Origin of the sequence: Pseudomonas folii (genome assembly GCF_014357575.1) — a bacterium.
Classification (GTDB): Bacteria; Pseudomonadota; Gammaproteobacteria; order Pseudomonadales; family Pseudomonadaceae; genus Aquipseudomonas; species Aquipseudomonas folii.
Map to the genome: position 1 here is coordinate 1 of NZ_JACONW010000082.1, position 25,929 is coordinate 25,929.

The 25,929-nt window shown below is 58.5% G+C and carries 22 protein-coding genes; 10 read left to right on the forward strand and 12 right to left on the reverse strand.

The annotated features are described in order from the left end of the window. Nucleotides 1–366 precede the first annotated feature (366 nt). On the forward strand, nucleotides 367–1,218 hold the full coding sequence (locus tag H8S59_RS16715; protein ID WP_095093066.1) for a Tim44 domain-containing protein: 852 nt from the start codon (nucleotides 367–369) through the stop codon (nucleotides 1,216–1,218). A 133-nt stretch (nucleotides 1,219–1,351) separates the two neighbouring features. Continuing rightward, nucleotides 1,352–1,759, forward strand: a complete 408-nt coding sequence (locus H8S59_RS16720; protein WP_027901704.1) for an SMI1/KNR4 family protein — start codon at nucleotides 1,352–1,354, stop codon at nucleotides 1,757–1,759. Nucleotides 1,760–1,896: 137 nt separating this feature from the next. Here H8S59_RS16720 and H8S59_RS16725 read toward each other — a convergent pair whose 3' ends face one another. Continuing rightward, a complete protein-coding gene (locus H8S59_RS16725) occupies nucleotides 1,897–3,660 on the reverse strand; it encodes a cation:proton antiporter (RefSeq protein WP_187522154.1) in 1,764 nt (587 codons plus the stop codon). A 298-nt stretch (nucleotides 3,661–3,958) separates the two neighbouring features. Between H8S59_RS16725 and H8S59_RS16730 the strand changes: the two genes are divergently transcribed. Beyond that, complete coding sequence (locus H8S59_RS16730; RefSeq protein ID WP_027901706.1) at nucleotides 3,959–4,444, forward strand: acyl-CoA thioesterase; 486 nt, start codon at nucleotides 3,959–3,961, stop codon at nucleotides 4,442–4,444. Between the two features lie 168 nt (nucleotides 4,445–4,612). Here H8S59_RS16730 and pdxY read toward each other — a convergent pair whose 3' ends face one another. Then, nucleotides 4,613–5,479, reverse strand: a complete 867-nt coding sequence (gene pdxY, locus H8S59_RS16735; protein WP_095093068.1) for a pyridoxal kinase PdxY — start codon at nucleotides 5,477–5,479, stop codon at nucleotides 4,613–4,615. A gap of 113 nt (nucleotides 5,480–5,592) precedes the next feature. Between pdxY and H8S59_RS16740 the strand changes: the two genes are divergently transcribed. Next, complete coding sequence (locus H8S59_RS16740) at nucleotides 5,593–5,985, forward strand: DUF3301 domain-containing protein (protein ID WP_187522155.1); 393 nt, start codon at nucleotides 5,593–5,595, stop codon at nucleotides 5,983–5,985. A gap of 28 nt (nucleotides 5,986–6,013) precedes the next feature. On the opposite strand, the gene H8S59_RS16745 is transcribed toward H8S59_RS16740, so the two are convergent. Next, nucleotides 6,014–6,991 (reverse strand): CobW family GTP-binding protein, encoded by a 978-nt coding sequence (locus H8S59_RS16745; protein ID WP_187522156.1) that lies wholly within the window; start codon nucleotides 6,989–6,991, stop codon nucleotides 6,014–6,016. A gap of 41 nt (nucleotides 6,992–7,032) precedes the next feature. On the opposite strand from H8S59_RS16745, the gene H8S59_RS16750 reads away from it, so the two are divergent. Beyond that, nucleotides 7,033–7,380, forward strand: coding sequence for an NADH:ubiquinone oxidoreductase (locus H8S59_RS16750; protein WP_425504584.1), 348 nt, complete (start codon nucleotides 7,033–7,035; stop codon nucleotides 7,378–7,380). A 209-nt stretch (nucleotides 7,381–7,589) separates the two neighbouring features. On the opposite strand, the gene H8S59_RS16755 is transcribed toward H8S59_RS16750, so the two are convergent. From H8S59_RS16755 to H8S59_RS16765, 3 genes are all read right to left on the reverse strand, one after another. Then, nucleotides 7,590–8,240: a DUF1826 domain-containing protein gene (locus H8S59_RS16755; RefSeq protein ID WP_187522158.1), complete on the reverse strand. Its 651-nt coding sequence runs from the start codon at nucleotides 8,238–8,240 to the stop codon at nucleotides 7,590–7,592. Continuing rightward, a complete protein-coding gene (zigA, locus tag H8S59_RS16760; protein ID WP_187522159.1) occupies nucleotides 8,240–9,448 on the reverse strand; it encodes a zinc metallochaperone GTPase ZigA in 1,209 nt (402 codons plus the stop codon). The genes H8S59_RS16755 and zigA overlap by 1 nt, the downstream gene beginning before the upstream one ends. A 267-nt stretch (nucleotides 9,449–9,715) precedes the next feature. Further along, entirely contained in the window at nucleotides 9,716–10,939 is a 1,224-nt protein-coding gene (locus H8S59_RS16765; RefSeq protein ID WP_187522160.1) for an N-acetylmuramoyl-L-alanine amidase, read from the reverse strand. A gap of 106 nt (nucleotides 10,940–11,045) precedes the next feature. Between H8S59_RS16765 and folE2 the strand changes: the two genes are divergently transcribed. Further along, nucleotides 11,046–11,963, forward strand: coding sequence for a GTP cyclohydrolase FolE2 (folE2, locus tag H8S59_RS16770; RefSeq protein WP_187522161.1), 918 nt, complete (start codon nucleotides 11,046–11,048; stop codon nucleotides 11,961–11,963). Here folE2 and H8S59_RS16775 read toward each other — a convergent pair. Beyond that, nucleotides 11,947–12,468 carry a DUF3617 domain-containing protein gene (locus tag H8S59_RS16775; RefSeq protein WP_087269329.1) on the reverse strand — a complete coding sequence of 174 codons (522 nt, stop codon included), beginning with the start codon at nucleotides 12,466–12,468 and terminating at the stop codon, nucleotides 11,947–11,949. The two genes, folE2 and H8S59_RS16775, sit on opposite strands and share 17 nt — an antisense overlap. Nucleotides 12,469–12,637: 169 nt before the next feature. Here H8S59_RS16775 and cls point away from each other — a divergent pair, with 169 nt between their 5' ends. Next, nucleotides 12,638–14,077, forward strand: a complete 1,440-nt coding sequence (gene cls, locus H8S59_RS16780) for a cardiolipin synthase (RefSeq protein ID WP_095093075.1) — start codon at nucleotides 12,638–12,640, stop codon at nucleotides 14,075–14,077. A gap of 189 nt (nucleotides 14,078–14,266) precedes the next feature. On the opposite strand, the gene cfaB is transcribed toward cls, so the two are convergent. The 5 genes from cfaB to hflK (H8S59_RS16805) form a co-directional block, all read right to left on the reverse strand. Beyond that, the gene (gene cfaB / locus H8S59_RS16785; RefSeq protein WP_187522162.1) at nucleotides 14,267–15,451 is read right to left on the reverse strand and encodes a C17 cyclopropane fatty acid synthase CfaB; all 1,185 of its coding nucleotides are present in this window, start codon (nucleotides 15,449–15,451) and stop codon (nucleotides 14,267–14,269) included. A gap of 275 nt (nucleotides 15,452–15,726) precedes the next feature. Beyond that, nucleotides 15,727–17,664, reverse strand: coding sequence for a cation-translocating P-type ATPase (locus H8S59_RS16790; protein WP_187522163.1), 1,938 nt, complete (start codon nucleotides 17,662–17,664; stop codon nucleotides 15,727–15,729). Continuing rightward, nucleotides 17,661–18,728 carry a protease modulator HflK gene (gene hflK / locus H8S59_RS16795; RefSeq protein WP_187522164.1) on the reverse strand — a complete coding sequence of 356 codons (1,068 nt, stop codon included), beginning with the start codon at nucleotides 18,726–18,728 and terminating at the stop codon, nucleotides 17,661–17,663. The genes H8S59_RS16790 and hflK (H8S59_RS16795) overlap by 4 nt, the downstream gene beginning before the upstream one ends. Next, on the reverse strand, nucleotides 18,725–19,777 hold the full coding sequence (hflC, locus tag H8S59_RS16800) for a protease modulator HflC (RefSeq protein ID WP_187522165.1): 1,053 nt from the start codon (nucleotides 19,775–19,777) through the stop codon (nucleotides 18,725–18,727). The genes hflK (H8S59_RS16795) and hflC overlap by 4 nt, the downstream gene beginning before the upstream one ends. A gap of 11 nt (nucleotides 19,778–19,788) precedes the next feature. Further along, entirely contained in the window at nucleotides 19,789–21,741 is a 1,953-nt protein-coding gene (hflK, locus tag H8S59_RS16805; protein ID WP_187522168.1) for a protease modulator HflK, read from the reverse strand. 388 nt (nucleotides 21,742–22,129) lie between these two features. Between hflK (H8S59_RS16805) and H8S59_RS16810 the strand changes: the two genes are divergently transcribed. From H8S59_RS16810 to H8S59_RS16820, 3 genes are read left to right on the forward strand one after another with little or no spacing between them, the layout of a single operon-like run. Continuing rightward, nucleotides 22,130–22,774, forward strand: coding sequence for a CDP-alcohol phosphatidyltransferase family protein (locus H8S59_RS16810; protein WP_187522166.1), 645 nt, complete (start codon nucleotides 22,130–22,132; stop codon nucleotides 22,772–22,774). A gap of 10 nt (nucleotides 22,775–22,784) precedes the next feature. Next, a complete protein-coding gene (locus H8S59_RS16815; RefSeq protein WP_187522167.1) occupies nucleotides 22,785–24,542 on the forward strand; it encodes a bifunctional alpha/beta hydrolase/class I SAM-dependent methyltransferase in 1,758 nt (585 codons plus the stop codon). Continuing rightward, entirely contained in the window at nucleotides 24,539–25,852 is a 1,314-nt protein-coding gene (locus H8S59_RS16820) for a dual specificity protein phosphatase family protein (RefSeq protein WP_187522169.1), read from the forward strand. Before H8S59_RS16815 ends, H8S59_RS16820 begins: the two co-directional genes overlap by 4 nt. Nucleotides 25,853–25,929 lie beyond the last annotated feature (77 nt).

Below are 25,929 nucleotides of genomic sequence, written 5' to 3' on the forward strand. Positions count from 1 at the left end.
GCCTGCGATATTCGCGACGCGGTTTGCCAGACAGACCGCGTATCGTTCATCGCGAGCAAGCTCAGTTCCCACATTTGAGCGTTCACAGCGCACTTAGTAGCAGGAGCGGACTCGTTCGCGAGGCGGCAGGCCTGAACCACCGCATCCGGCCTTCAAGCCATCCCGCTTGAATCTCCATGCGCCCAGCACCATATAGATGACACTGTCCGGCGATCCATCCTACAGAACTTTCGCCAATGCCCTACGGACCAATCTACATAGGGTCTTCGGCAATCACGCAAAAGCCGGAAACATATGGCCGCTAGCCAGACACATATGCCCTATGCAATATGGCGCGCGTGCAATCCACAAAACGGGAATACCCTTATGCAACGTTTTCTAAGCATCGCTATGGCGTTGTGCATCGGGCTCACCATGAGCTTCGAAGCCAATGCTGCGCGTTTCGGTGGCGGCAAGAGCATGGGCTCGGCGCCAAGTCACCAGTCGCGCCAAGCCACTCCGACCACTCCAGCTGCAGCACCAACCGCTGCTGGTCGCCCTGCTGCTAGCGGTGCTTCCCGCTGGCTCGGCCCATTGGCCGGTATCGCTGCCGGCGGCCTGCTCGCTTCCATGTTCATGGGCGACGGCTTCCAGGGGATGCAGATCTTCGACATCCTGATCATGGCGGTCATTGCCTTCCTGATCTTCCGCTTCATCGCGGCACGTCGTCGTAAGCAACAAGGCGAGCAAATGGCTACCGCCGCTGGCCCGATGACCTACCAGCGTGAAAACGCTCAACAGCCTGCACAGAACTCCATCTTCGGTGGTTCGGGTGCAGCATCGGCAGCCGCTCCGGTGATCAACGCTCCGGCCTGGTTCAACGAAACCCGCTTCATTGAAGCCGCTCGTAGCCACTTCCAGTCGCTGCAACAGCACTGGGACGCGAACGAGATGGACAAGATCGAAGAGTTCGTGACCCCACAAATGCTGCAGTTCCTGAAAAAAGAACGTGCGGATCTGGGCGACGCCTTCCAGTCGACCTATATCGACAACCTGACCGTGCAACTGGACGGCCTGGATGATCGCGCAGACAAGACCATCGCCACGCTGACATTCAGTGGTGTGTCCAAGTCTTCGCGCTTCGATCAGGGTGAAGTGTTCAGCGAAAGCTGGAACATGGAACGTGCTCAGGGTGATAATCAGCCTTGGCTGGTTGCAGGTATTCGCCAGAACGGTTGATTTAGACCGCTCCACGCGTAAGCAGAAACCCCGGACTTGTCCGGGGTTTTTGTTTTATCCGTTGGGATAGTTATTTTGAGAAACGCTTTAAGCTACTGTATAAACCGCGCCATCAAGTCAGAGGAGCCAGGCCGTGGAAGAAGTCATTGAACAATTACGCGAAGCGAATGAACCTGTTCCGGTTCCGCTGGAGCTGCCCGACGAGGATCAACTCGTTGAGGTCGAAGAACAGCTGTTCATCAACATCCCCTTCGTCTTCAAGGAATTTCTCCTGACCGTGAGCGACGTGGTGTATGGCAGTCTGGAGCCGGTGACGGTTACCGACCCTGGATCGCACACTTACCTGCCGGAAGTCGCCGCCTCCGCCTGGGACATCGGCGTGCCGCGCGAGCTGATCCCTATCTGCCAGGACGGTGAGGACTACTACTGCGTCGAAGAAGACGGCACCGTGGTGCTGTGGTCCGGCGAAGAAGAGCTGGTCACCGAAGAGAGCTGGGAATCGGTATGGCACTGGGCGCGGGACGTCTGGCTGGAAAGCTGAGTCATGTAGCCCACTGTCTGCTTCATGTGGGAGCGGTGCTTGCCCGCGATAAGGCTGGACGCGGTTCACTTTAGATCGCATTGACCTTATCGCGGGCAAGCACCGCTCCCACAGGAGAATAGGGTGTACGTTCCGACCTAATGCCCATTCGACTCCTGATTATTCCCCAGCGTCTCCAGCAACGCGATCTGCATGCGGGTATGCACTCTGATGAACCAGCGCCACGCAACTGCCGCGACGATGGCTGCGATCACGGCGATCAGAATCAGCAATTCGTTGGTCGGCAGGATGCTGGCGGATAACGCGGCGAGCATGACGAAGATCACCAGCAAAGACAGCAGCGGGATCACCTCGGCGATCACTTTGCGCACTCGCGCCGTGTGCCGACCCGCCATCTCCGGTTTGACGCCCATCTCAGCCAATAGCATCGACAACGCTTTGAGCTTGCGATAGGCCGCGATCAGGAAAGGCAGCGAAAGCAACAAGGCAGCCCCGCAAATCCATGCTTTCTGCTGACCCACGTCGCTGACCCAGTCGCTGATGTACACGCCGATGCGCTCGGCGAAATAGCCCCCGCAGAAGAAGATAGCGACGACCAACGCCAGATTGACCCCGACCTGCAACAGAATCCGCCGAATCATCGACGCCAGCAGGGCACCCTCGCCTTGCGGCTGGATGCTGCGTAGCCACTCACCGTACATGCCAAACACCCGCGCTACGCGGCGAGGCATGATGCTCGCCAGTTGGTTCGACAAAGGGTCGGCACCGCGAATCAGATAAGGCGTCAGCAACGTCGTGATAGCGGAGACGGCGACCGCCACCGGATACAGAAAGTCGCTGGTGACCTGCAAGGTCATGCCCAGCGCCGCAATGATGAAGGAAAATTCGCCAATCTGTGACAGGCCCATACCCACCCGCAGCGAGGTCTTACCATCATTACCTGCGAGAAAAGCACCCAGCCCGCAGGACAGCATCTTGCCGAGGACAACCGCAACGGTGATGACTGCGATCGGCCAGGCATATTGAACCAGGATCGCGGGATCGATCATCAAGCCGATCGCGACGAAGAAGATTGCGCTGAACATGTCACGAATCGGCTCGATCAAGCGTTCGATTTTCAGCAATTGGCGCGATTCGGCCATAATCGCGCCAATCAGGAACGCGCCCAGCACCATGCTGTATTCCAGTTTCACGACCAGCAAACAGAAGCCGAAGCACAGGCCCAGCACGGTAATCAGCAGCATCTCATTGCTTTCAAACTTCGCCACGTAAGCCAGCAAGCGCGGCACCACCAGAATACCGATCACCAACGCAACGATCATGAACAGCGACAGCTTGCCGACGGTGGAAAAAACTTCGCCCGAGCTGACCGAGCCACTGACAGCGATCCCGGACAACAAGGCGATGATGCCGATGCCCAAAATGTCCTCGACGATCAACACGCCAAAGATCAGCTGCGCAAAGGGCTGGTTTTTCATCTTCAGGTCGTTGAGCGCTTTGACGATGATGGTCGTCGAAGAAATCGCGAGGATCGCGCCGAGGAACAGCGAATCCATGGTGCTCCAGCCGAAGTACTGACCGATTTCATAACCGATCCAGATCATCAGGGTAATTTCGAGAAACGCTGCAATGAAGGCCGTTGCGCCAACCTTGAACAGCTTGCGCAGGCTGAACTCCAGCCCCAGGCAGAACATCAGGAAAATCACCCCCAGTTCGGCAAGGGTCTTGATCGTGTCTTCGTCATGGATCAGCCCGAACGGCGGTGTATGGGGGCCTATGATGAAACCCGCGACGATGTAGCCCAGCACGACGGGCTGTTTGAGGCGATGAAAGAGGATGGTCACGACGCCAGCCACCAGCATGATCACTGCCAAATCCTGAATAAAGCTGATGGCATGCATGGTTCCGGCTCCTTATAAAACGCATTGCGGCGGGCCAAATTCTCCCCAAGACGAAGGAAAATTCAGCCACTGCAGTGCAGAAATCTGATTAATTTGTAAGAAATTGCCCGATCCACGAGCTTTTGCAGGTTAACACCGCGCATTCATCGATAAAGCCGGTGCAATATATGGAAACAGATCGGCTGCACGCGTGACGGCCTGTAGCCAGTAAGCGTCCCGATAACTGTCACACAACGCTTGAATCCGTAAGCACCGTCATAAGGTGCAATTTCTGAACCGCCTTGATCGTGAGTACGCTATGGAACCCGGAAACGCCCAGCTGTCGATGACTGTATTGATGACCCCGGACATGGCCAACTTTTCTGGCAACGTACACGGCGGCACCCTGTTGAAATATCTCGACGAAGTTGCGTATGCCTGTGCGAGCCGATATGCAGGCCGTTACGTGGTGACGCTGTCAGTGGATCAGGTGATATTTCGCGAACCCATCCATGTGGGTGAATTGGTGACTTTCCTGGCGTCGGTGAACTACACCGGCAACACGTCAATGGAAGTGGGCATCAAGGTCGTCACGGAAAACATCCGCGAGCGCTCGGTGCGCCACACCAATAGCTGTTTCTTCACCATGGTTGCTGTGGACGATCAGCGCAAACCGGCCAGCGTCCCGCCGCTGGAACCAGAAAGCCCGGATGGCAAACGCCGCTACATTCAGGCCCAACAGCGTCGGCAGATCCGCCAGGAACTGGAAAAGCGTTATCAGGAAATCAAGGACGAGACGCTCTAAGGCGAGACTCAACCCCGGTATATCAGGCAATACAGACTATCAATTGGAATGCTATTCCTGTGGGAGCCGGGCTTGCCCGCGATATATGAGACGCAGATATAAGATACACCGCGTGATCGTTTATCGCGGGCAAGCCCAGCTCCCACAGGGAACCGTGCTGACCACACTCTACAACCGCACCGCCTCAAACTTCACCCGAGGATGAGCCGTGCGGTCCTGGGCGCGGACCAGTTCCAGTTCGTAGCTGCCGCACGCCTGAGTTTCCAGCAGCACTTCATGCACCGCCGCTGCGGCAAATTCAAAAGCCGCGACCAGTTCATCCCCGAGCAGCACACGCGCCAGGAACAATCCGGACGTGAGGTCGCCAACACCCACTGGCTGGCGCGGAAAGGCCAGTAGCGGGCGACGCAAGTGCCAGCTGCCATCGGCGGTCACCAGCAACATTTCAAAGCCGTCAGCAGGCTTGCCAGGGTAATCCACATGTTTGACCACAATGGCTTTCGGGCCTCGGTCCAACAAGGCGCGCGCCATGGCCACGCAATCGGACAACGACTCAGGTTTACGGCCAGAGAAGCTATCCAGTTCCAACTGATTCGGGCACATGAAGTCCGCCACAGCCGCCGCTTCTTCGAGAAGAAAATCGCTGACTTCGGCGGGTACGCTGCAGCCTTTCTCGGGATGCCCCATCACCGGATCGCACAGATACAGCGCATTAGGATTGGCGGCTTTGATCCGCTCGACGCCCACCAGAATCGCTCGGCCCTGAGCGGCGCTGCCCAGATAGCCGGAAAGCACCGCATCGCAATTGCCCAACTCACCAATCGCTGCAATACCGTCAATCAGCGCGGGAATCTGTTGCGGGGGCAGCACGTCGCCAGCCCACTTTCCGTACTGGGTGTGATTGGAAAACTGCACCGTGTTGAGCGGCCAGACATTCACCCCGATTCGCTGCATCGGAAACACCGCAGCGCTGTTGCCTGCGTGGCCGAAAACCACATGGGACTGGATGGCGAGCAAATGGGGTGTACGTTTCATCTGGGGTTCCTGAACACGATGCAAGTGCAGTAGTAAGAAATTTAAGTCGCGCAGTATGGCTGCAAATCCCCGGACACAGTTAAGCTGGTGGCACTTTGTTGGAGTGCTTCTTCATGCTGACCCTGGGAAACATGTTTGTCCTGATGCTATTGGCTACCGGTGCGGCATGGCTATGGCACGCCCATGGATTGCGCGAACGCGCCTTGGACCGCGTCAAACAACACTGCGCGAAACTGGATGTGGAGTTGCTGGACGGCAACGTGGCGTTGCGCAAATTAACGTTTGCCAAGGACTCACAGGGCCGCAAACGGCTGGCCCGTGTGTATAACTTCGAGTTCACCGTCACCGGCGAGCAGCGTCACCCCGGCACCATCACCATGTTTGGGGCCCACAGCGCGCAGATTGAGCTGGCACCCTACCCCTTCGAAATGAAAACGCCACCCCCCAGCGCAGAAGTTATCCAACTGAGCCAATGGCGGCAAGAACACAACAAGTGGAAGCAGTAGATCACGCGCCACTTGTGGATAAGTTGTTCTAGAGCAAACAAGCAGTCAGTTCAGTCTGCAAGCGGGTTTCATCCTGGGGCTGCATGAAGATCAATTCGAGCCGAGAGTCCCGTCGCCACTCGCTGGCCCGCCACTGCACAGCATCCCCAGCGACTGCGTTGCCAGACAGCCACCCCTTCTCGCTGTGAATAACCAGTTTGGCGCGACGCCAGTTCATCCCCTGCAACCACATTTCCAGCCGGGCCAGGTCGAAGCGCTGGCTGGGGTGCCAACGCCAGCCGATGCTCCAGCCTTCCTGTTGAGACTGACTGAGACAAATAGGCTGCGCTGGATCAGTCCATACAGCAGGAAGTTGCCCAAGGCTCTTGGGCAACACGAGGTTATCCACAGCAGATTTACCCCCAGGCAAATCGGACCTTGCGGACACGCCGGGCAATTGCGCCAGTAAAATGCGACCCTGTTCAGTCCAGATCAACTCGCCTGCAGGCAATTGCCTAATAAGCTTCTGTCGCGCCGATAGATCCAGGTCTGCTGATTTGTTCAGCACCAACAATCCTGCAGCCTCCAGCGCTGACGCCTGACTCGGCGGCAGAGGATGACCAGCGCCTAATCCTGCGGCGTCGAGCACCATGACGCTGGGCTGAACCGTGAGCACACCCAGCCAGGGCGCTTGCTGCAACTGTTCGATCAACTGCACAGGATGGCCGAGGCCGGACGGCTCGATCAGCAATCGATGTGGTCGGGACTTGCGCAGCAAACGACCCAATCCAATCTGAAAGGGCGCGCCGTTGACGCAGCACAGGCAACCGCCAGCCACTTCGCCAAGTGCGATACCATCATCGGCCGTGGTCAGCAGCGCGGCGTCGAGGCCGATCTGACCGAACTCATTAATGAGGATCGCCCATCTCTCATCTGCCGGCTTTTGCGCCAACAGATGTTTGATGAGGCTGGTCTTGCCTGCCCCCAAAGGTCCGCCGATGACGTGGGTCGGGATGTTCTGCAGCATGGTGGTCGCTTATGACGAAGGCGTTTAAGGCCAGAATCGGGATGTTCCTGGGGATGATACTGGCAACGAGTGCAGGAAACGCATGGGCCGAGGCGTGTCTGGTGCACAGTCAGGCCGAGCGGCTGGACGTGAAAGTCTGTCAGGCCAATCGCAACATCCCGCCCAAATTGTTTCATGACGGCTTTTGCCAGCCGCAACTCGCAGGGCAGAAAACCGATGTGACGTTTCTGGAGCAATGCCCCACCGGAGCCTTTGGCATTTGCAGCAACGCGCAAGTCGCCAATATGCCTTATCGCGAAGACATTCACTATTACGGCGTCGCCAGCGACGCGCAGTATTTGAAGCCGTTTTGCGAGGGGCAGAGTCAGGGGAAGTGGTTGGTGCCTTGAATAGCTGGTACGACTTTACTGTGGGAGAGTCTATGTTGTCGGCAAGCTGACGTGGGACCGGCTTCAGCCGGGAAAGCGGCATTTCTGACGATGAAAAAGTAGTGACTGTCCCGGCCTCTTCCCGGCTGAAGCCGGTCCCACGTCATCAGTGATTCTTGTGAGAGCAGAGCCTGCTCTCACACAGAGCAGATCTCATGCCCAATATGCTTCTAAGCCAACCAATCCAGGGTCAGCAGCAACCGCCGCTCATCACGCTGCAACGGCGGCGAGCGGTGTATCAGGCCTTGGCCTTCGTTGCCGATCCAGCGCTCGCCCTTGAGCAATGCCACGTCGCCGCAATTGATCTGCCTGATTTTCAGCGCATCACGAGGCTCGGCCTGCGGGTCGCCTAACTGACGACGATCCATTGCACCCTCTTTGAGCCATTGGCTGCCGATACCGGCATAGGTGGTTATCAGGCGCGCCGGTACGTGATCGACATGAAAACGAGGGCACATGGCTTTATCCAGTACCCGTAATCTAACCCCGACACGCTTGGCCCCCAACAGGCAGGCATAAGCGCTGATCAGCCATGAGACGTCGGCTATAAAACCTGTATAGCCTTCGAGATCGGCATAAGCCGAAGCAAAGTGCTGAAGATTCGGCGGCGTATCGTTCTCGCTCATCTCCAGTGTGATGGCCTCCGCCAGAGGTTCATTCATGGAGAGCAGCAGCGCGCCAAAGTCTTCGATGTGCGCAGGCAACTGACGCTGCCAGACCGCCAGATTCACATCGTCTTCCAATACCTGGCTAAGAACGGCCGGAGTATCGCCCTGAACCTGGCGAATACGGGGCTGCCAGTTCAATACTGTCGCGAGCATTACGCCGCCTCCATTTCATGCCACGGGCCAAACGGATCGGGGAGCGCCGCCCAGCCATCAGTGCCCAGGGCCATTTCCGCCTCGGTGAGCAAGCAGTTATCCAGTTCGGCGGTGAGCTGCGCGAAATCGATGTTCTGGCCGATGAACACCAGTTCCTGGCGGCAGTCACCGGTGTTTGAGGTCCAGTTATCCATGATCGCGGTGATGTTTTCTTCGTCTTGAGGCCAATGCGCACGCGGCACGAACCTCCACCAGCGACCAGCAAAGCCGTGGCGCATCAAACCTCCGGCCTGAGACCAACTGCCCGCGTCCTGATGTTTGCTGGCCAGCCAGAAGAAGCCTTTGGAACGTAGCAGTTTGCCGTTGGTCCACTCGCGATCAATGAAGCTGAAGAAGCGCTCCGGATGAAAGGGTCGCCGAGCGCGATACGCCGTGGAAGCAATGCCATATTCCTCGGTTTCCGGCACGTGCTCACCGCGTAATTCCTTGAGCCAGCCGGGAGCCAATGACGCCCGTTCGAAGTCGAAACGACCGGTGTTGAGGATCTTCGCCAACGGCACCTCGCCCATGACCATCGGGATGATTTCGGCATTCGCATTGAGTCGCTGCAGAATCGCGATCAGCTCTTCGCGTTCGCTGGAACTGATCAGGTCGATCTTGCTGGCCAGAATCACATCAGCGAACTCGATCTGTTCGATAAGCAAATCGGTGATGGAGCGATCGTCATCTTCACCCAACGTCTCCCCCCGGGTCGCGAGGCTTTCTGCTGCCTGATAGTCGAGCAGGAAATTCACCCCGTCGACGACGGTGACCATGGTGTCCAGCCTCGCCATATCAGTAAGGCTCTTACCGGCCTCGTCGCGAAAAGTGAAAGTCTCTGCGACTGGCAACGGCTCGGAAATACCGGTGGACTCGATCAATAAATAATCAAAACGGCCGTCCCGGGCCAGACGGCTGACTTCTTCGAGCAGGTCTTCGCGAAGGGTGCAGCAAATGCAGCCATTGCTCATCTCGATGAGTTTTTCTTCCGCACGGTTCAGGCTCACATCGCGCTGAACTTCGCCGCCATCGATGTTGATTTCGCTCATATCGTTGACGATCACGGCGACCCGTAGATCTTCGCGATTGCGCAGTATGTAGTTCAACAACGTGCTTTTACCGGCACCGAGAAAGCCGGACAGCACGGTTACGGGAAGGCGGTTTGGCATCGGGAATCTCATCAGGTTGCAGGGTTTAGACCCTGTTCGCATGGCGGTGCCAGGCACCGGTCAATCACCTGATTTAGGTTATAGTATAACAATGCATATAGTAAACAGATCTTTGTAGGAGTGAGCTTGCTCGCGATAGCGGCAGGTCAGGCGATGATTTATCGAAAGAAAATCGAATCGCGAGCAAGCTCACTCCTACAGGGGCCGTGTTTACTTCATTACAGTGTTTTTTCAGGAATACAGACGTTCCCACAACTTAAATTAAAGCTAAACCTGCCCGGCTCGCTCCTGCTCCTGCTGCCAAGCCATGTACGAATCAACCGGCGGATTACGCTGAAAGTACCGCTGCAACCCTTCAAACAATCCATCCGCCACAGCCTGTTGATGACGTGCTGTCACGAGCCGCTGGCTGTCTTTGGCGTTGGAGATGAATCCGGTTTCCACCAGAATCGACGGCACGTCCGGCGACTTGAGCACCGCAAAGCCGGCCTGTTCGACGCGTTTTTGATGCAGGGCGGTAATGTTCGCCAGGCTGCCGAGGATGGTATTGCCCAGTTGCAGGCTGGCGGCGATGGTGGCGTTCATGGACATGTCGAGGATGACCCCGGCCAGCATAGGGTCCTTGTCTTTGAGGTTGAGCAGGCTGGTTGCGCCCAGCAAGTCCGCGCCATTTTCGCGCTGCGCCATGAAGCGTGCAGTGGCTGATGTTGCGCCGCCTTCGGACAAAGCAAACACCGATGCGCCGGAAGCGGTCAGGCGCGGTGCCGCGTCGGCGTGCACCGAGATAAACATGTCAGCGTTGTGCTTGTGAGCAATCTCGACGCGCTTGCGCAGCGGCACGAAGAAATCGTCGTTGCGCACCAGTTGGACGTCGAAGCCTTTTTCCCGTTTCAGTCGCTTGGCCAACAGCTGGGCGATAGACAGCACCACGTCCTTTTCCCGCTCGCCCTTGGCCCCTACCGCGCCTGGGTCCTTACCGCCATGCCCCGGATCGACCACCACCATGATGTTGCGCTTGGGGCGCTGCTTGTCACTGACCATCGGCGCACGCTGTACCGGCTGCGCCGCCAATTGTTGCGCAGCGGCGCCCTCAGCGCCCAGGTCCAGAACCAAACGATGGCCCTGATCGCCAGCAGGCCCCAGCAGAAAGCTGTTGAGTTTCACAGGCCCGGCCAGATCAAGAACAATACGCGTGTCATCACCCTGCCCGTAGTGCCCGGAGCGAATGGATTTGATCAACGTGTCTTGCAGCGCGAGCTGACTGAAATCCCCGCTCAGGCGTGCGCCGCTGATGTCGATGATCAGTCTGTCTGGTGCCCCAAGGGTGAAGGTCTTGTATTGCACTGGACCACTGAGATCCAGCACCAGCCGAAGTTTGTCGGCAGTTCGCCACAGGCGGGCGTTGCGTATCTGAGCTGCATTGACGCCCAGCGGCAGTGCGAAGGCTGCACTGGCCAGCAAGAAATTGAGCAGAATTTGACGGCGGTGCATGCGATGACCCATTCGAAGGTGAAGAGCATCCCAGCCCAAAAAAAGAAATCGTCGAAATTATAGTTATAGTATAACGTGATGATTTACTCGACTGATGGCCTCTTTCATGAAACTTGCTTCACTTCCGGATATCGCCGCCCAAGCCTCACGCCAGGCACAGCCGCTGGATTGGGTGGGTATGTGCGGCATCGCCCTGCCCCTGCGCATTGAGGGACAGCACGTGAGCGCGAAGGTCGACGCGGGGGTTAGCCTGGACGACGGCAACGCCAGAGGTATCCACATGTCGCGCCTGTATCTCGCACTTGAATGGCTGGAAGGCGAAAAGCTGAACATGCCCTTAGTCAGGCAGGTGCTGGCACGCTTCCTTGATAGTCACGAAGGCTTGTCTCGGCGCGCCTATCTGAATATTCACACTGAATGCCTGCTCAAACGCCCGGCGCTGATCAGCCCGTTGGCAGGCTGGAAAGCCTATCCAATCAGCATCTTGGCAAGCGTTGAAAACGATATGTTCCACGTGGAACTAAAAATTGACGTGGCCTATTCATCCACCTGCCCTTGCTCAGCAGCTCTAGCCAGGCAGTTGATCCAACAGCAATTCGCTGACGACTTCGGTAGCGCTGAGCTGGATTACCAAAGCGTTCTGGAATGGCTAGGCACTGCCGAAGGTATCGTTGCCACGCCGCATAGCCAGCGCAGCAATGCCCATCTCCACGTGCAACTGGAGGATTTTTCTGAGGAATTTCCGATGCTGAGCCTGATTGACCAAGCTGAAGCTGCGCTCGGAACTGCGGTACAAACGGCGGTCAAGCGTGCAGATGAGCAGGCTTTCGCTTTAGCGAACGGGCAGAACCTGATGTTCTGCGAAGACGCTGCCCGTCGCCTGCATCAAGCATTGCAGAGTAATCCGGCGCTCAAGGCCTTCACGGTGAAGGTCGTGCACGCTGAAAGCCTGCACGCCCACGACGCTGTCGCTCAGAGTAGCTGGAGCGCCGAGGGAGGAATGGCAATCAAGTCCGCGGTTTGACTGCACCGCACTGGGCGCCCTGCCACACCGCACGGGTGTCCATGCTGCCATTCTGCTGTTGGCCGGTGGCATTGAACGTGCCGATAACGTGGGTGGTGAACTCTCGATCACTGAGGAACTGAGCCTGTCCATTACCTTGGGCTTTCGGGCAACTGAAGGTGAATTTCCAGTTTTTACCGTTGCGTTCGGTGATGCGCTGGGTACAGCCGGACTTCGGATCAGTCAGCGGAATATCATCGCCTTTGACCTGCGCATCGGTCAGACAAAAGCGCACGCCTTTACCCGCCAGCGTTACGCCCTGAGTTTCAAGATTGCGCTCAACCATGGCGCGCTGTTCTGGCGGCAGGTTTTTCAGTTGCCCCAGAATCATTTGCAGGTCCGGCATCGCCTGTCCATCTACTTGCATGTTGCTGGACGTCAGCTCCCACAGACCGGGTTGTAGCATTTGCGCCTGAGCCAATGGCGCAACCAGACAGCACATCAATGCCAAGGTGGACTTCTTCATTACTGGATCCTTGTTCAACCCATAAGGGACAGGAGCAACCGCACATGGTCGCCGGACGATGAGGGTTAGACGGCAGATCATGCAGCCAGTTGCACCGCGAATAAAATAGCGACAATCCGCACCCACTGTGGTCTGTTAAGCAGCAATGGTGCGTAAGGAAAGATCAAGAATGGATTACCACAGCCCGTATTTCTTCGGCTATGTCATTGGATTCATTCATCTGCTCGGGATTATCGCCGCGATTCATGCCTTGCTGACAGTACGAACTGCGCAAGGCTCGATTGCTTGGGCAATGCCGCTGCTGTTCATTCCCTACTTCACTCTGATTCCCTACCTGGTGTTCGGCCGCAGTTCCTTCGATGCCTATATCAAGGCGCGACGTCAGGCCAACCAGGAAATGCGCACCGCCATCAGTGACATGAACTGGCGCCCCTGGATTGAAGAGGCCGTCGCCGCCAGACGCTCGGAAGCGTATGCGTCACTCCGCGCCATGCCAAAACTGGGCAATACCCCGGCACTCGCCAATAACGAGGTGAAGCTGCTGATCAATGGCGAAGCGACATTCAGTGCAATCTTCGATGCCATCCGCGAAGCGAAAGAGACGGTTCTGATTCAGTTCTTCATCATTCATGACGACGCATTGGGCCGCCGCTTGCAGGAACTGCTGTTGGAGAAGGCCGCCGAAGGCGTGGCCGTTTACGTGCTGTTCGACGGCATTGGCAGTCACGCGCTGCCGGGCAGCTACAGCGAAAAACTGCGCAAAGGTGGCGTGCAGATCAAGGCATTCGCAACCCGCGGCGGCTGGCTCAACAGGTTCCAGATCAACTTCCGCAACCACCGCAAGATTGTCGTGGTTGACGGTACGCGAGGGTTCGTCGGCGGGCACAACGTCGGCGACGAATATGTCGGGCTCAAGCCACCACTCGCGCCTTGGCGCGACACCCATGTGCAAGTCATCGGGCCAGTGGTTGCCTGCTTGCAGGAATCATTTGCCGAGGACTGGTTCTGGGCGACACGGGAATTACCGCCCCTGAGCCTGCCGGACAGCTTCCCGGAAGATGGCGTGCTATGCCAGCTGCTGACGAGCGGACCAGCGGACAAGCAGGAAACCTGCTCACTGTTTTTCGTTGAAGCGATCCATGCGGCAACCGAACGGGTATGGATCACCAGTCCGTATTTCGTGCCCGATGAAGCGGTGTCGGCAGCCTTGCACCTTGCGGTGTTGCGCGGCGTTGACGTCCGTCTTCTATTGCCGTCACGTCCGGATCATTACGTGGTGTATGCAGCCTCGACGCTGTTCGCCTTCGAGGCGGTACGCGCAGGCGTCCGGGTGTTTCGTTACGGGCCAGGTTTCATGCACCAGAAGGTGGTGCTGGTGGATAACGAGATCACCGCGATCGGCAGTGCCAACCTTGATAACCGCTCGTTTCGCCTGAATTTCGAACTGATGTTGCTCACCGTCGACAGCGATTTCGCCAGCGAAGTGGAGCAGATGCTTAACGACGACTTCGCACTCGCCCATGAAGTATCGGAACAGGAAAGTCGGGAGACGCACCACTTGCAACAATTGGGGATGCGCGTTGCGCGCCTGATTTCACCGATCCTCTGAAGTGACAGGGGAAAGGCCTGCTACTCCTATCCAAAAAACAATAACTATATGATTTGGAATACTTTCCTGTAGGAGCTCACAAGCACCGCGAGGCAGCGATGGCGGTCCGCCTGATGCTCCGCTATCGCGGCCTCGCGGTGCTCGTGCGCCCCTACAGAGACTATGTGAAAACTACTGCGCGTTGATCAACTAACGATAGATATCTGCGCGCGTCCACGGCAAATCATGACCACCATCGGCGCGAGGTTTGACTGCCAGAATCTGATGCAGATTGATCCAGCCGTGGGCAAAACCATAGGCACAACCAGCCAGATACAAGCGCCAGATGCGCAGCGTCTGTTCCGGGACCATGGCAGCGGCCTGCTCCAGATGCGTTTCCAGTCGGGAGCTCCAGTGCTCGAGGGTTTTTGCGTAATGCAGGCGCAGACTTTCGACATCCACTATTTCCAGCCCCGCCTCGCTGATGTCAGCACTGATTCGCGATACGTGAGGTAGCTCGCCGTTCGGGAACACATAGCGGCCGATAAACTCACCAGCACCGCGGCCCACCGGGCGACCATCAATATGTTTGGCGGTAATACCGTGATTCATCACTAGCCCGCCCTCCTTCACCGCGCCAAACAGGCACTGGGCGTACAGCGCCAGATTGGCGTGGCCGACGTGCTCAAACATTCCGACGCTGACCACCTTGTCGAAGCGACCGTCCTGAGGCAGATCTCGATAATCCAGCAGTTGCAGGTCCACCTGGTCTTCCAGACCTTCAGCTTTGACCCGGATCTGCGCCAGCTCCAGTTGCTCGCGGCTCAGGGTTATACCGAATACCTTGGCACCGTATTCACGCGCGGCGAAACGGGCCAACCCTCCCCAACCACAACCCACATCCAGTAAGTACTCACCCGGCTTGAGCCGCAACTTGCGGCACAGGTGATGGAATTTGTCTTGCTGCGCCTGTTCGAGGCTTTCATTGCCGGTTTTGAAATAGGCGCAGGAATACACCATCTCTTTGTCCAGCCAGAGCTGGTAGAACTCATTGGAGACATCGTAATGGTAGGAAATCGACGCCGCATCTGTGGCTTTGTCATGCGGGCAGCGAGTCGGACCGCCCTCCTGATCTTCGTCACCCAGCGCCTGGGTCAACTCATCGCAAACCCGCATGACCTCACTGATGGAGCCTTCCATATCCAGTCGGCCTTCCACGAAGGCGCTGCCCAGCAGATCGAGGCTTGGGTGGGAAAAATCGGAAACCAGTTGGGGGTCTTTGACGAAAATCGTCACGCTGGGCGTGGGCCCGAGGTCGAGTTCATGACCGTCCCAGAGCTTGAGACGTAGCGGAAGGTGCAGATTCTGTAAGGCCGGTGGAAGTTGCGCGAGCATTTGAGTAAACCCCCAATGATCAAGAACTTGAAAAGCGTAGTTGAGGATCAGTTCTGGACTAGAACCAACCCGCTATAGGCGCTATAGCCAATAACTACGAATCGACCTCCGGGAACAGCCTTGTACCCCACCTGATTCGAGCCAGACATGAAGCTGGAAAATGCAGCACTCTTCATGACTGACTGTTAATTTGTAACAGAGTTCTTCAAACCTCAAGCAATTTTTTATACTTAACAAATCGCTCCGGTTCGCCGTTTATGCGAGTCATAACTGACTTAACCTTGCGCCGTGACTGGCAGCTCGCCCAACGGCTCATGCAGCCGCAGCAATCTGCCAGCGTTACCCAACACCAGCAGCGTGCTCAGGTTATGCAGAATCGCAGCGACCATCGCCCCCGCCGCACCCAGCCAGCCAAAGGCAGCCAGGGCCACAATCGCAAGGGTCCAACCGAGGCCGATGATGACGTTGACCTGTAGCGTACGGCGACATTGTCGGCTCAGTCGCACACAGGTTCCCAGCCGACGAAGATCACTGCCAATCAGCACGATGTCTGCCGACGCCAGCGCGATATCGGCGCCACCCGCACCCATTGCCACGCCCACCACACCCGCTTTAAGGGCCAGGGAATCGTTAATGCCATCACCCACCACCATAGGCCGGAAGCCGCGGCTTATTTCCGCCCTTACCCGGGTCAATTTGTCCTCGGGCAAGGCTTGGGACTGCACGTCGCTAATGCCGACTTCCTGAGCCAGTGTGTTCGCTACAGCATGCCGGTCGCCGGTCAGCAGCAACTGCCTGCCCAGACCCAGCTCGCGCAATTCAGCCAGCGCTGCATGGGCCTCTGGCTTCAGCGTATCGGCCAGCAACAGCCAACCGAGAAACACACCTTCGAGTGCCAGACCGGCAATCGGACCGTCGTGAATCGGGACCGCTGCGGTGGTGATACCCAGTTGCTCGAACAACTCGGGACGGCCCAATGCAGCAATGCCCAGCTCACTCGTCGCTACGACACCCAAGCCCTGAAGCTCACGGATATCGCTGAGCGCCAGCTGCTGATCCTTGGCAATCAAACTGGCCAGCGCGCGGCTGACCGGGTGACTGCTGGCGCTGCCCAGGCTTGCCGCCAATGGCAGAAAATGCGGCGACTCGGGACCCGCGCTTTGCACAGACTCAATACGCAATGTGCCAAAAGTCAGGGTGCCGGTCTTGTCGACGACCAGCGAAGTCAGGTCGGCCAGCTCTTCCAGAAAGGCCGAGCTGCGAATCAGAATCCCGTGTCTGGCCGCCACGGCGATACCTGCAATCGCCGTTGCCGGAGCCGATAGCACCAACGCGCACGGGCAAGCGGCGACCAGCACGGCGAGCATGGCCTGGGCGTTATTGGTGATGAACCAGGTCACTGCGGCAATCAGCAACACCAGCACCATGTAGCTGCCCGCATACCGCTCCAACAGCCGGGTGATCGGAGGCTTGGAGCGCTCGGCGCTTTGCATCAGCGCAATCACCTTGCCCAATGTGGAATCCTGACCCGTGCGCGTCACTTCAATACGCAGCAGACCATCCAGGTTGATCGCCCCGCCAAACACTTCAATCCCGGCCCTGGCCTCCAGTGGCACTGATTCACCGGTAATCGGCGCGGTGTCCAGGCTGGCTTGACCCGAGATCACTCGTCCGTCAGCGGGTACCCGATCGCCCGCACGGACTTCAACCTGATCCCCCGCAGCCAGCATCGAGTTATCCACTTCCTCCACGCTGCCATCAGCCTTGATCAACCGCGCATGGCTGCGGGTCAGGCGGCCCAGCGCCTGAATGGCTTCCTGAGAACCGATGACGCTGCGCTCTTCCAGCACATGACCAAAGATCATGATGATTGGCAGCAACGCCGCCGTCATCAGGTCTCCGGTAGCCCAGGCACCCAGCATCGCCAACGCGATCAATTGATCGGTCACGCCATGCAGGCTGGGGTAACGCAGGCTGTGCCAACCGGCGCTGACCACCGGAATCGCCACCAGTAGAGATGCCGCGCCCAACAAAAGCTGGCTGACGCCATATTGATCCGGCGCGACAAAACGCCAGATCAAGCCCAAACCCAATAGCCCCAGGGCCATCATTGCCAAGGTCAATTGGCGTGCAGCACTGCGTTTTTCCGGGGCGCTGAGCATGCTCTGCGCCCCGGGTGTAGCAACGGGTTCGTGAACGGCTTCGCCACTCATTGTTCTGCTCCCTGAATGATCAGGCGGGAATCGTCACGGGGGTCGACAGTGGTCACTGAACCGGCCTGGCCGAGGATCTTTGGCACGCGCTCGCGATAGAGGCGCTGCAACAGACCGGGGTCACTCCCGGAATGCATCGACTCACTCAGGCTGGCCACCGTGGCCGTATCGGTCCGGGCTTTGGCCAGACGCTCGGATGCCTGGGCATGCGCCACTTGCAAGGTACGGTCTGCCTGCTGGTTAGCTGACTGAATGAGCTTTTCCGCGTCGTTCCGCGCATTCGCCACGGCTTGATCAGCGAGCTGGCTGGCGGTCAGGACCGAGTTGAAAGCATTGATGGCTGCACCGGGCAAACTCGATTGAACATCGACACGGGTCACCTCGACGCCAATGCCGACGCCCGTGGCACTCAGCTCTGCAAGCTTCTGATTGATACCGCGCACCAGATCGCCGCGCAGGCGCTCACGTCGTTCCGCTGACTGGCTGTCAGCCGAAACAAGCTCAGGTCGGGCGACCAGAATGGTGTCCAGATCCCGCGCCGCTGTCAGCGCCACGGCACTGCGATTGACGAGTCGGTCCAGCGCTGGCGCCACATGATCGCCCTGTAGGACGAAGGCGTACGGGTCGCTGACTTTGTAGTAAACCGTGACGTCCAGTTGCACCACCCCGGCGTCCCCGGTCAGCAGATAACCCGACCCGGCCAGCGCATCGCTCATGGGCGCCGCAAAGCTTGCAGCCTTGTCGGCCTGCACAGCCGAGAACGAACGCAACAAGGTCTCCACACGGCGTTCAATCACCCGGTCCGCGGACGGCAACAACACCACTTGCTCGAACGGTTGCGGCCAGGCGGTCAGCAGCCCGGCGTTCTGGATCCGCTCCAATGCGCCCATGCGTAACACCACGGCACGGTTCTGCGGATCGATCTGTCGCACGTTGGACACGGCCCAACCCAACGCAGCCAGAATCGTCACGCCATACAGGGCCAGAAACGCCAGACGGCTGGCCTGCAACCATGGGTTGTTCGAGGCCGGTCGTTGATTGCCTGAGGCGTCATGCTCACTCATGGTTGCGACCCGGTTTTACCCGTCGGCGTTTGAGAGCTATCCAGCGTGGGCGGGCCATCGACCAGCACTTTGAACGGTGCGGCATCGGTGCGCAGAATCAATCTGGTGCCGGGGGTAACAATGGTGCCGAGGGTGTCCAGCGAACGCAGAAGGTTATAGAGCTGCGGCGAACCGGCGTAGGCACGACCATAGATTTGCGCGGCTTCGACCCGGGATTGAGCCTCGATATCGGCGGCCTTGACCGTAGCGTCTGCCTCAACGATTCGCGCGTCACGCTCGGCTGCCGAACGAATCTGCGCCGCTTCGCGCTTGCCCACGGCGGTGCGTTCGGTGGCGATGGTTTCGCGCTCGGCACGCATCCGGTCCACAGTGGCGTTGAGCGTCACCGACGGCAGTGTCAAACGCTCAACCCCGACCTGCAAGACGCGCACGCCGTAGGTGGTGAGCAATTGTTGATCAATCTGCTGACGCAGCTGGTTTTCGAATTCGCTGATCCGCACCTGGCTGGCGTCGGTGTTCACCAGACTCGACAGATCAAAACTGCTGGCCGTGGTTTCCAGCGCAGAACCCACGAAGGTGCGGATCTGCCGCGCCGCTTCGTCCGGCTGGTTTTGCACGGCTCGCATGAAGCGTTGCACGTTGTCCGCGTCGCCCTGAACCTGCCAGGCGACATAGGCCTGAACGATAATGCGCAACCCGTCACGCGTGCCGACATCCTGCAAGCCGCTGGAGGTGGTGCGCAAACGCAGATCCACCGGAATTGCCGCCTCGAAAGGCGCAGGCCAGCGCCAGCTCAAACCCGGCTCCAGCAACACTCGCGAAGGATTACCGAAACGGGTAATGACCGTCGCCTCGCCCGAGCGAACCTGGACCAGACTGGCGGCTGCCACGGCAAACGCGATCAACAGTGCCGCGAGCATTCCCCGACGCCATGGAAAGGCGGCAGAGCCGGATGATTCGCCGTGATAGTGGTGACCGTGATGATGACCATCATGGCCGTGGCCGCTGTGATCGTGACCGGCGTGATCGTGGTTATGAAACAGACTCAAGGGACGACTCCTTACTGGACGGCTTTACGCGGCGCCGTTGGGTCTGCCGGTAGGGTGAAAGTGCGCAGGTCGATGGTCGGTGCATTGTTCGCCCCGCCCAGACGGTGATCGAGCACCAACAATTTCGAATGGGCCAGGCCCTGGCTGAGTTGCGTCAGGTACTGCTCCAGCAAGAACGCCTGCCCCGCCCTGGCGTAACCCTGCTGTTCGGCACTGAAACGCAGCTGCGCGGCTTGAGCGTCAGCCATGACTTCCCGAGCGCTGGCGGTGGCTTTGTCATGGGTTTGGGTCGCGTTGAGTTGCGCCACATTGGACATGCTGCTGGCCGCGCCCCGCTCCCGGGCAATCAGCGCCTGAGCACCAATTTGTGCGGCCTGAACCGCGTGGTAAGCGTTGGCAGCCCCGGCAGGCGGGTGAATCGCTTCAATCACCGTGGCAAGAATCTCCACACCGCTGTTGAGGCGCTGCAAGTCGGCCTGGATTGCGTTGCCGATATCACGCGCCAGGTCGGAGCGCTGCTCACCCAGCAATTCGTCCAGCGTGCGCGAAGCGAAATCGTGCACGAGTACCCGGCTGGCCGTGCTGCGAATCAACATCGGCACATCAGCACTGTTATACGTAGCGGCCAGCGCCGCCTCGTCGGTCAGGCCGATGCGGTACACCAGCCGCACATCCATATTGACGATCTGAAAGCCCTGCTTGTCGCCTGCACTGCTGGCGATTACCTGAGACTTTTCATTGATATGGCTGGCGTCCCACAAACGGTTGGTGCTGGCCGGGGCGGGCCCTTCTGCTGAATCAGGCACGGGAGCAGAAGTGATGCCGCTCGCATCGGCAACGCTGGTGGCCAGTTCGTGAACCACGCCGTTTTCCACCGCCAGTACCCGGCCAAAGGGCCAGGGAAGACCACCGTGCAAACCGGGCCCGAGTACCTCTACAGGCTTGCCAAAACGCTCGTAGATGCCGCGTCCTTGCATTGGGATTTCATGCACACCGCTGAGCGCCCACCCCAACGCCAAGACCACTGCCAGCACGGGCAGAAACGCACGGCGCATGTAGGTGAAGGCCCATATCTGCCGCAGGTCGATACCAAAGCGGTTATGTAACTCGTGCTGCAAGGCCTGCAAAGGTTGCGGCGGCCAGCGCAACAGGCCCGCGATGAAACTGCTGGCCGTCAGACGCGGCTCGACACGGGGATTACGTGGATTGAATAGCGACAGCGCCGCACGGATCAGCAGTTCAAGGGCCACGAGGCCCGGCAATAATCCACTCAACACCGCCAGCCGTGCCGTCCATGGGCGTTCGACACTGGAGAAAAACAGACAAACCGCGCCAATGAGCAACATCGTAATCGCCACGCGGATCATCTGCGCCAGTTGTGCCGCTTCCGGCCACTCGGCCTGCTCACCACTGAACTGGCGCTCAAGGACCAGCAGGCCGAACGCCAATAACACCGCCGTACTGCCCGCGACGCTGCCCACCCGCGAAAAGTCGCTGCCCGGTAGCGACAAGTCCCACACGGCTTCGAGGCAAACCAGCGCAAGCACTGACCAACCGGCCAGCCAAAGCGTGGGGGCACCAATCTGTGTCAAGGTCGAGCGACCTAGCCGACTGATGCGCCCAAGAAGCCGGTCGTACCATCCGCTGTCCTCTGGCTCCAGAGTTTGCGACGCGACATGTGGCTCGACGCCTCTCAACGCCAAAGCACGCCATTGCGCAATGCCGTGGGCGGACTGCAGAGCGGCAGCCAACAACAGAAACGTGGCTGCAGCGTTGACCAGCACCGCAGCCCACAGCGTGTTCGCTGCAAACAAGTCAGCGAACAACGCCAGTATCAATCCGAAAATGCCCGCCCCACCCGTTATCCAGGTCAGGCGTTTTAACCGCGCCGCATGCACCGCGGCCCTTTGAAATCTGGGCAGGCCATTCAAGCCGCCGTGCTCAACATCCAGATCAACCCGCATCGACGCCCCAGAACTCACCGAATGTTGCTGCCATAGCCCGGCACTTGCGGGCTGAACCTACAGGATAGGGCGTTACGATATAACAGTAACAGTGAAATTTTTGTCAGCGCTGATTTCGACGTGGGACCGGCTTTAGCCGGGAAGGCGGTATCCTCACGCCCTGTCTTTAGTGACTGTACTGCCCTCTTCCCGGCTAAAGCGGGTCCCACGAAATCGCGCCCATTAGAAATCGTTTAACTGACCGTCGCTGTGGAAAACTCCCGCACATGAGACCTGCTGCACAAAGAACATCAGGCCACGTTCATTGCATTGTGTTTCACTACTACAGGGCGCGCCGTCGGGTTATCCACAGGCGCACAGTTGACCTGCCGACAAGGATAGCTTCACGTTGATTTCGATTTATCAGCTCAAACCCCGTTTTCAAAATCTGCTGCGCCCTTCAGTCCAGCGTCTTTACAACCGGGGCGTCACCGCCAATCAGGTTACCTTGAGCGCCTGCATCGTTTCTTTGCTGATCAGCGGGTTGGTTGCGGTGTTCGCCGCGCACCTCTGGGTGTTCGCGCTGATCCCCTTGTGGATGATTGTGCGCATGGCGTTAAACGCCATCGACGGCATGCTTGCCCGGGAGTTCGGCCAGCAATCACGGCTCGGCGCCTACCTCAACGAACTGACTGATGTCATAGCCGACAGTGCGCTATTCCTGCCATTCGCGTTGATCCCGGACGTCAGCCTCGGGCTGGTGCTGATGGTGACGCTGGGAGCAATCATCAGCGAATATGCGGGCGTGCTCGGGCCCATGGTCGGCGCGTCCCGTCGGTATGACGGCCCGATGGGCAAGAGCGATCGTGCGTTCGTGTTTGGGGTGATCGGTGCGGGCGTTGCCGTGGGCTGGCTTTCGGCCCTGTGGATAAACATAATCCTGGCGGTCGTCAGCGCCCTGCTGGTTTACACCCTGGTCAATCGTGTTCGTCGCGGGCTGACGGAAGTCGCTGCCTCCAATCCGGAAGATGTCGTCAACAACTCACAAGCATAAGGATTTCGACATGCGTGTCGCTCAGGATCAGCGCTTCAGCACTCATGATGGCGTCGAACTTTTCTATCGCCATTGGCCAGCCACCGCCCAGGACCCGTCGGTTCCACGCCAGGCAGTGTTGCTGTTTCATCGAGGTCACGAGCATTCAGGACGCATCGCTCATCTGGTAGATGAACTGGATCTGCCAGGTTTCGATTTCTTCGCCTGGGACTCACGTGGTCATGGGCAATCGCCGGGCGCAAGGGGTGACAGTCCAAGTTTCGCCACCAGCGTGCGCGACGTGCAAACCTTCGTTGATCACTTGAGCAGCACCTTCGACATTGCTGAAGAAAACATGGCAGTTGTCGCCCAGAGCGTAGGGGCCGTGATCGCAGCCACCTGGGCCCATGACTATGCACCGAAAATTCGTGCATTGGTGCTCGCGTCCCCGGCGTTCAAGGTCAAGTTGTACGTGCCCTTCGCCCGTCCGGGCCTGGCATTGCTGCGCAAATTCAAGGGCAACTTCTTCGTCAACAGCTACGTCAAGGCGCGCTTCCTGAGCCATGACCCTCAGCGTATAGCGTCCTATGACAGCGATCCGCTGATCACCAAGGCGATATCGGTCAATGTTCTGCTGGGACTTTACGAAGCGGCTGATCGGGTCGTTGCCGACGCCGAGGCGATATCGATACCGACGCAATTGCTGATCTCCGGCGCAGATTTCGTGGTTCATCGCGGCCCGCAGGAACGCTTCTTCGAACGGCTGGGCAGTGTGCGCAAAGAGAAACACATCCTGCCGGGCTTCTTCCACGACACGTTAGGGGAACGCAATCGTCACCTGGCGATTAGCCGGGCGCGACGTTTCATCCTGCAAAACTTCGAAGAACCGATCTCGCGACCCTCGCTGCTGGACGCGGACAGAATCGGCGCGACCTGTGCCGAATCCGAAGCGCTGGCCGCACCGTTGCCGCACAACTCGCTGCGTGACCTTTACTGGCGAATGACACGCGCCAGCATGGGTCTGGGCGCGAAGTTATCCACAGGTGTAAAACTGGGCTTCGATACCGGCTTCGACTCCGGCAGTACGCTGGATTATGTCTATCGCAATCAGCCGAGTGGCACCTCTGCACTGGGCAAGCTGATTGACCAGAACTACCTGAACTCAATCGGCTGGCGCGGTATTCGCCAACGCAAGCTTAACGTCGAGGAAGTGCTGCGCCTGGCCATGGCTTATCTGCGTAACCAGGGCCAACCGGTGCGTATTGTGGATATCGCCGCCGGACACGGGCGTTACATTCTGGAATCGCTGCAGGGGGTTGATCCGTTGCCGGAATCGATCCTGCTGCGCGATTACAGCGATATCAACGTGCGTGACGGCAGCGCGTTGATCGAGCAAAAGGGCCTTGGCCATATCGCCCGCTTCATCAAGGCGGATGCTTTCGACCGCCATGACCTGGCGGCACTGGACCCAAAACCCACACTGGCCGTGGTGTCCGGTCTGTATGAGTTGTTTGCCAGCAATCAGATGGTCGGCGACTCATTGGCTGGGCTGGCAGCGGCCGTAGAGCCCGGCGGTTATCTGGTGTACACCGGCCAGCCATGGCACCCGCAACTGGAGTTGATCGCCCGCGCCCTGACCAGCCACCGGGAGGGGCAAGCCTGGGTGATGCGTCGTCGCAGCCAAGCGGAGATGGATCAACTGGTTGAAGCGGCAGGCTTTCGCAAGATCACCCAGCGTGTGGATGAATGGGGGATTTTCAGCGTGTCTCTGGCGCAGCGCATCCAGTGAAGACTGTGCGCGAGCCAGGCCTATGGAGGCGGGCCGTGGTGTGGCTGATATTTCTGGCACCGTTTTTCTTCGCCAGCTACGGCTTCGCCACCTGGTACACCGCCCAGCGTGCGGATGTCGGCACGTTGGTGTTTGGCTGGGAACGGGATATGCCGTTTTGGGCGTGGACCATCATCCCCTACTGGTCCATCGACCTGCTTTACGGGTTTTCGTTGCTGGCCTGTCTGACACGACGCGAGCTGGATACCCATGCGCTGCGCCTGTTCAGCGCGCAACTGATTGCGGTCACCTGCTTCCTGCTCTGGCCCCTGCGCTTCACCTTCGAGCGTCCGGAACTGGACGGGCTGTTTGGCTGGCTGTTCGCCGTTTTGGCAGGTTTTGACAAACCGTTCAATCAAGCACCTTCGCTGCACATCGCGCTGCTGGTGGTGTTATGGGTCTGCTACGACCGTTATCTGCGTAACTTTCATGCGGGATGGCGATGGCTGTTGCACGGCTGGTTTGCGCTAATCGGCCTGTCAGTGCTGACCACTTGGCAACATCACTTCATCGACTTACCCACAGGCGCATTGGCCGGATGGTTCTGTGTCTGGCTATGGCCTGATCAGGGCCGCAGCCCAGCGTTGTCCGCAAGGCTGAGCCATGATCCGCAACGGCGAAGGCTGAGCGCGTATTACGGCGTGGGTGCTCTGGTCTGCGCAGCGTTGGCCCTGTTGCTCGCTGGTGGCTGGCTGTGGCTGATCTGGCCAGCGGTTTCGTTGCTGTTGGTGGCAATCAATTACCTGCTGCTGGGGGCCAATGGCTTTCAAAAGCGCGAGAACGGGAGCTTATCCCCAGCAGCGCGCTGGCTATTCGCGCCTTACCTTGCAGGGGCGTGGATAAATTCAAGGCTGTGGACAAGATCCCGTCCGGAGCCGAGTTTGATTGTGGATAACGTCTGGTTGGGTCGATTACCTGCTCAATCCGGACTGTTACCTTTCAAATCTGTTGTGGATATGTCCGCCGAGTTACCACTGGATGCCGGATCTCGCGGTTATCAGGCGGTGCCGGTGCTGGATCTCACTGTACCCACTATCGAGCAATGCCTGATAGCCGCTGCAGCAATTGAACGCTTGCGTCAGCAAGGCCCCGTCCTGGTCTGCTGTGCGCTGGGCTATTCGCGCAGTGCTACGGCCGTCGCGGCCTGGCTTCTACACACTGGACGAGCCGAGTCTGTGGATAACGCCGTCACTATGCTTCGCGAGGCAGCGCCGAGAATTGTATTGGGTGCCGGGCATACCGCGGTTTTGCGCAGCACCACTCTTCCCTAACACCGCGCTGTTGCGAACGGAGACCTGTAGGAGCGCACGAGCACCGCGAGGCAGCGATCGCGGGCTGCCTTGGCACC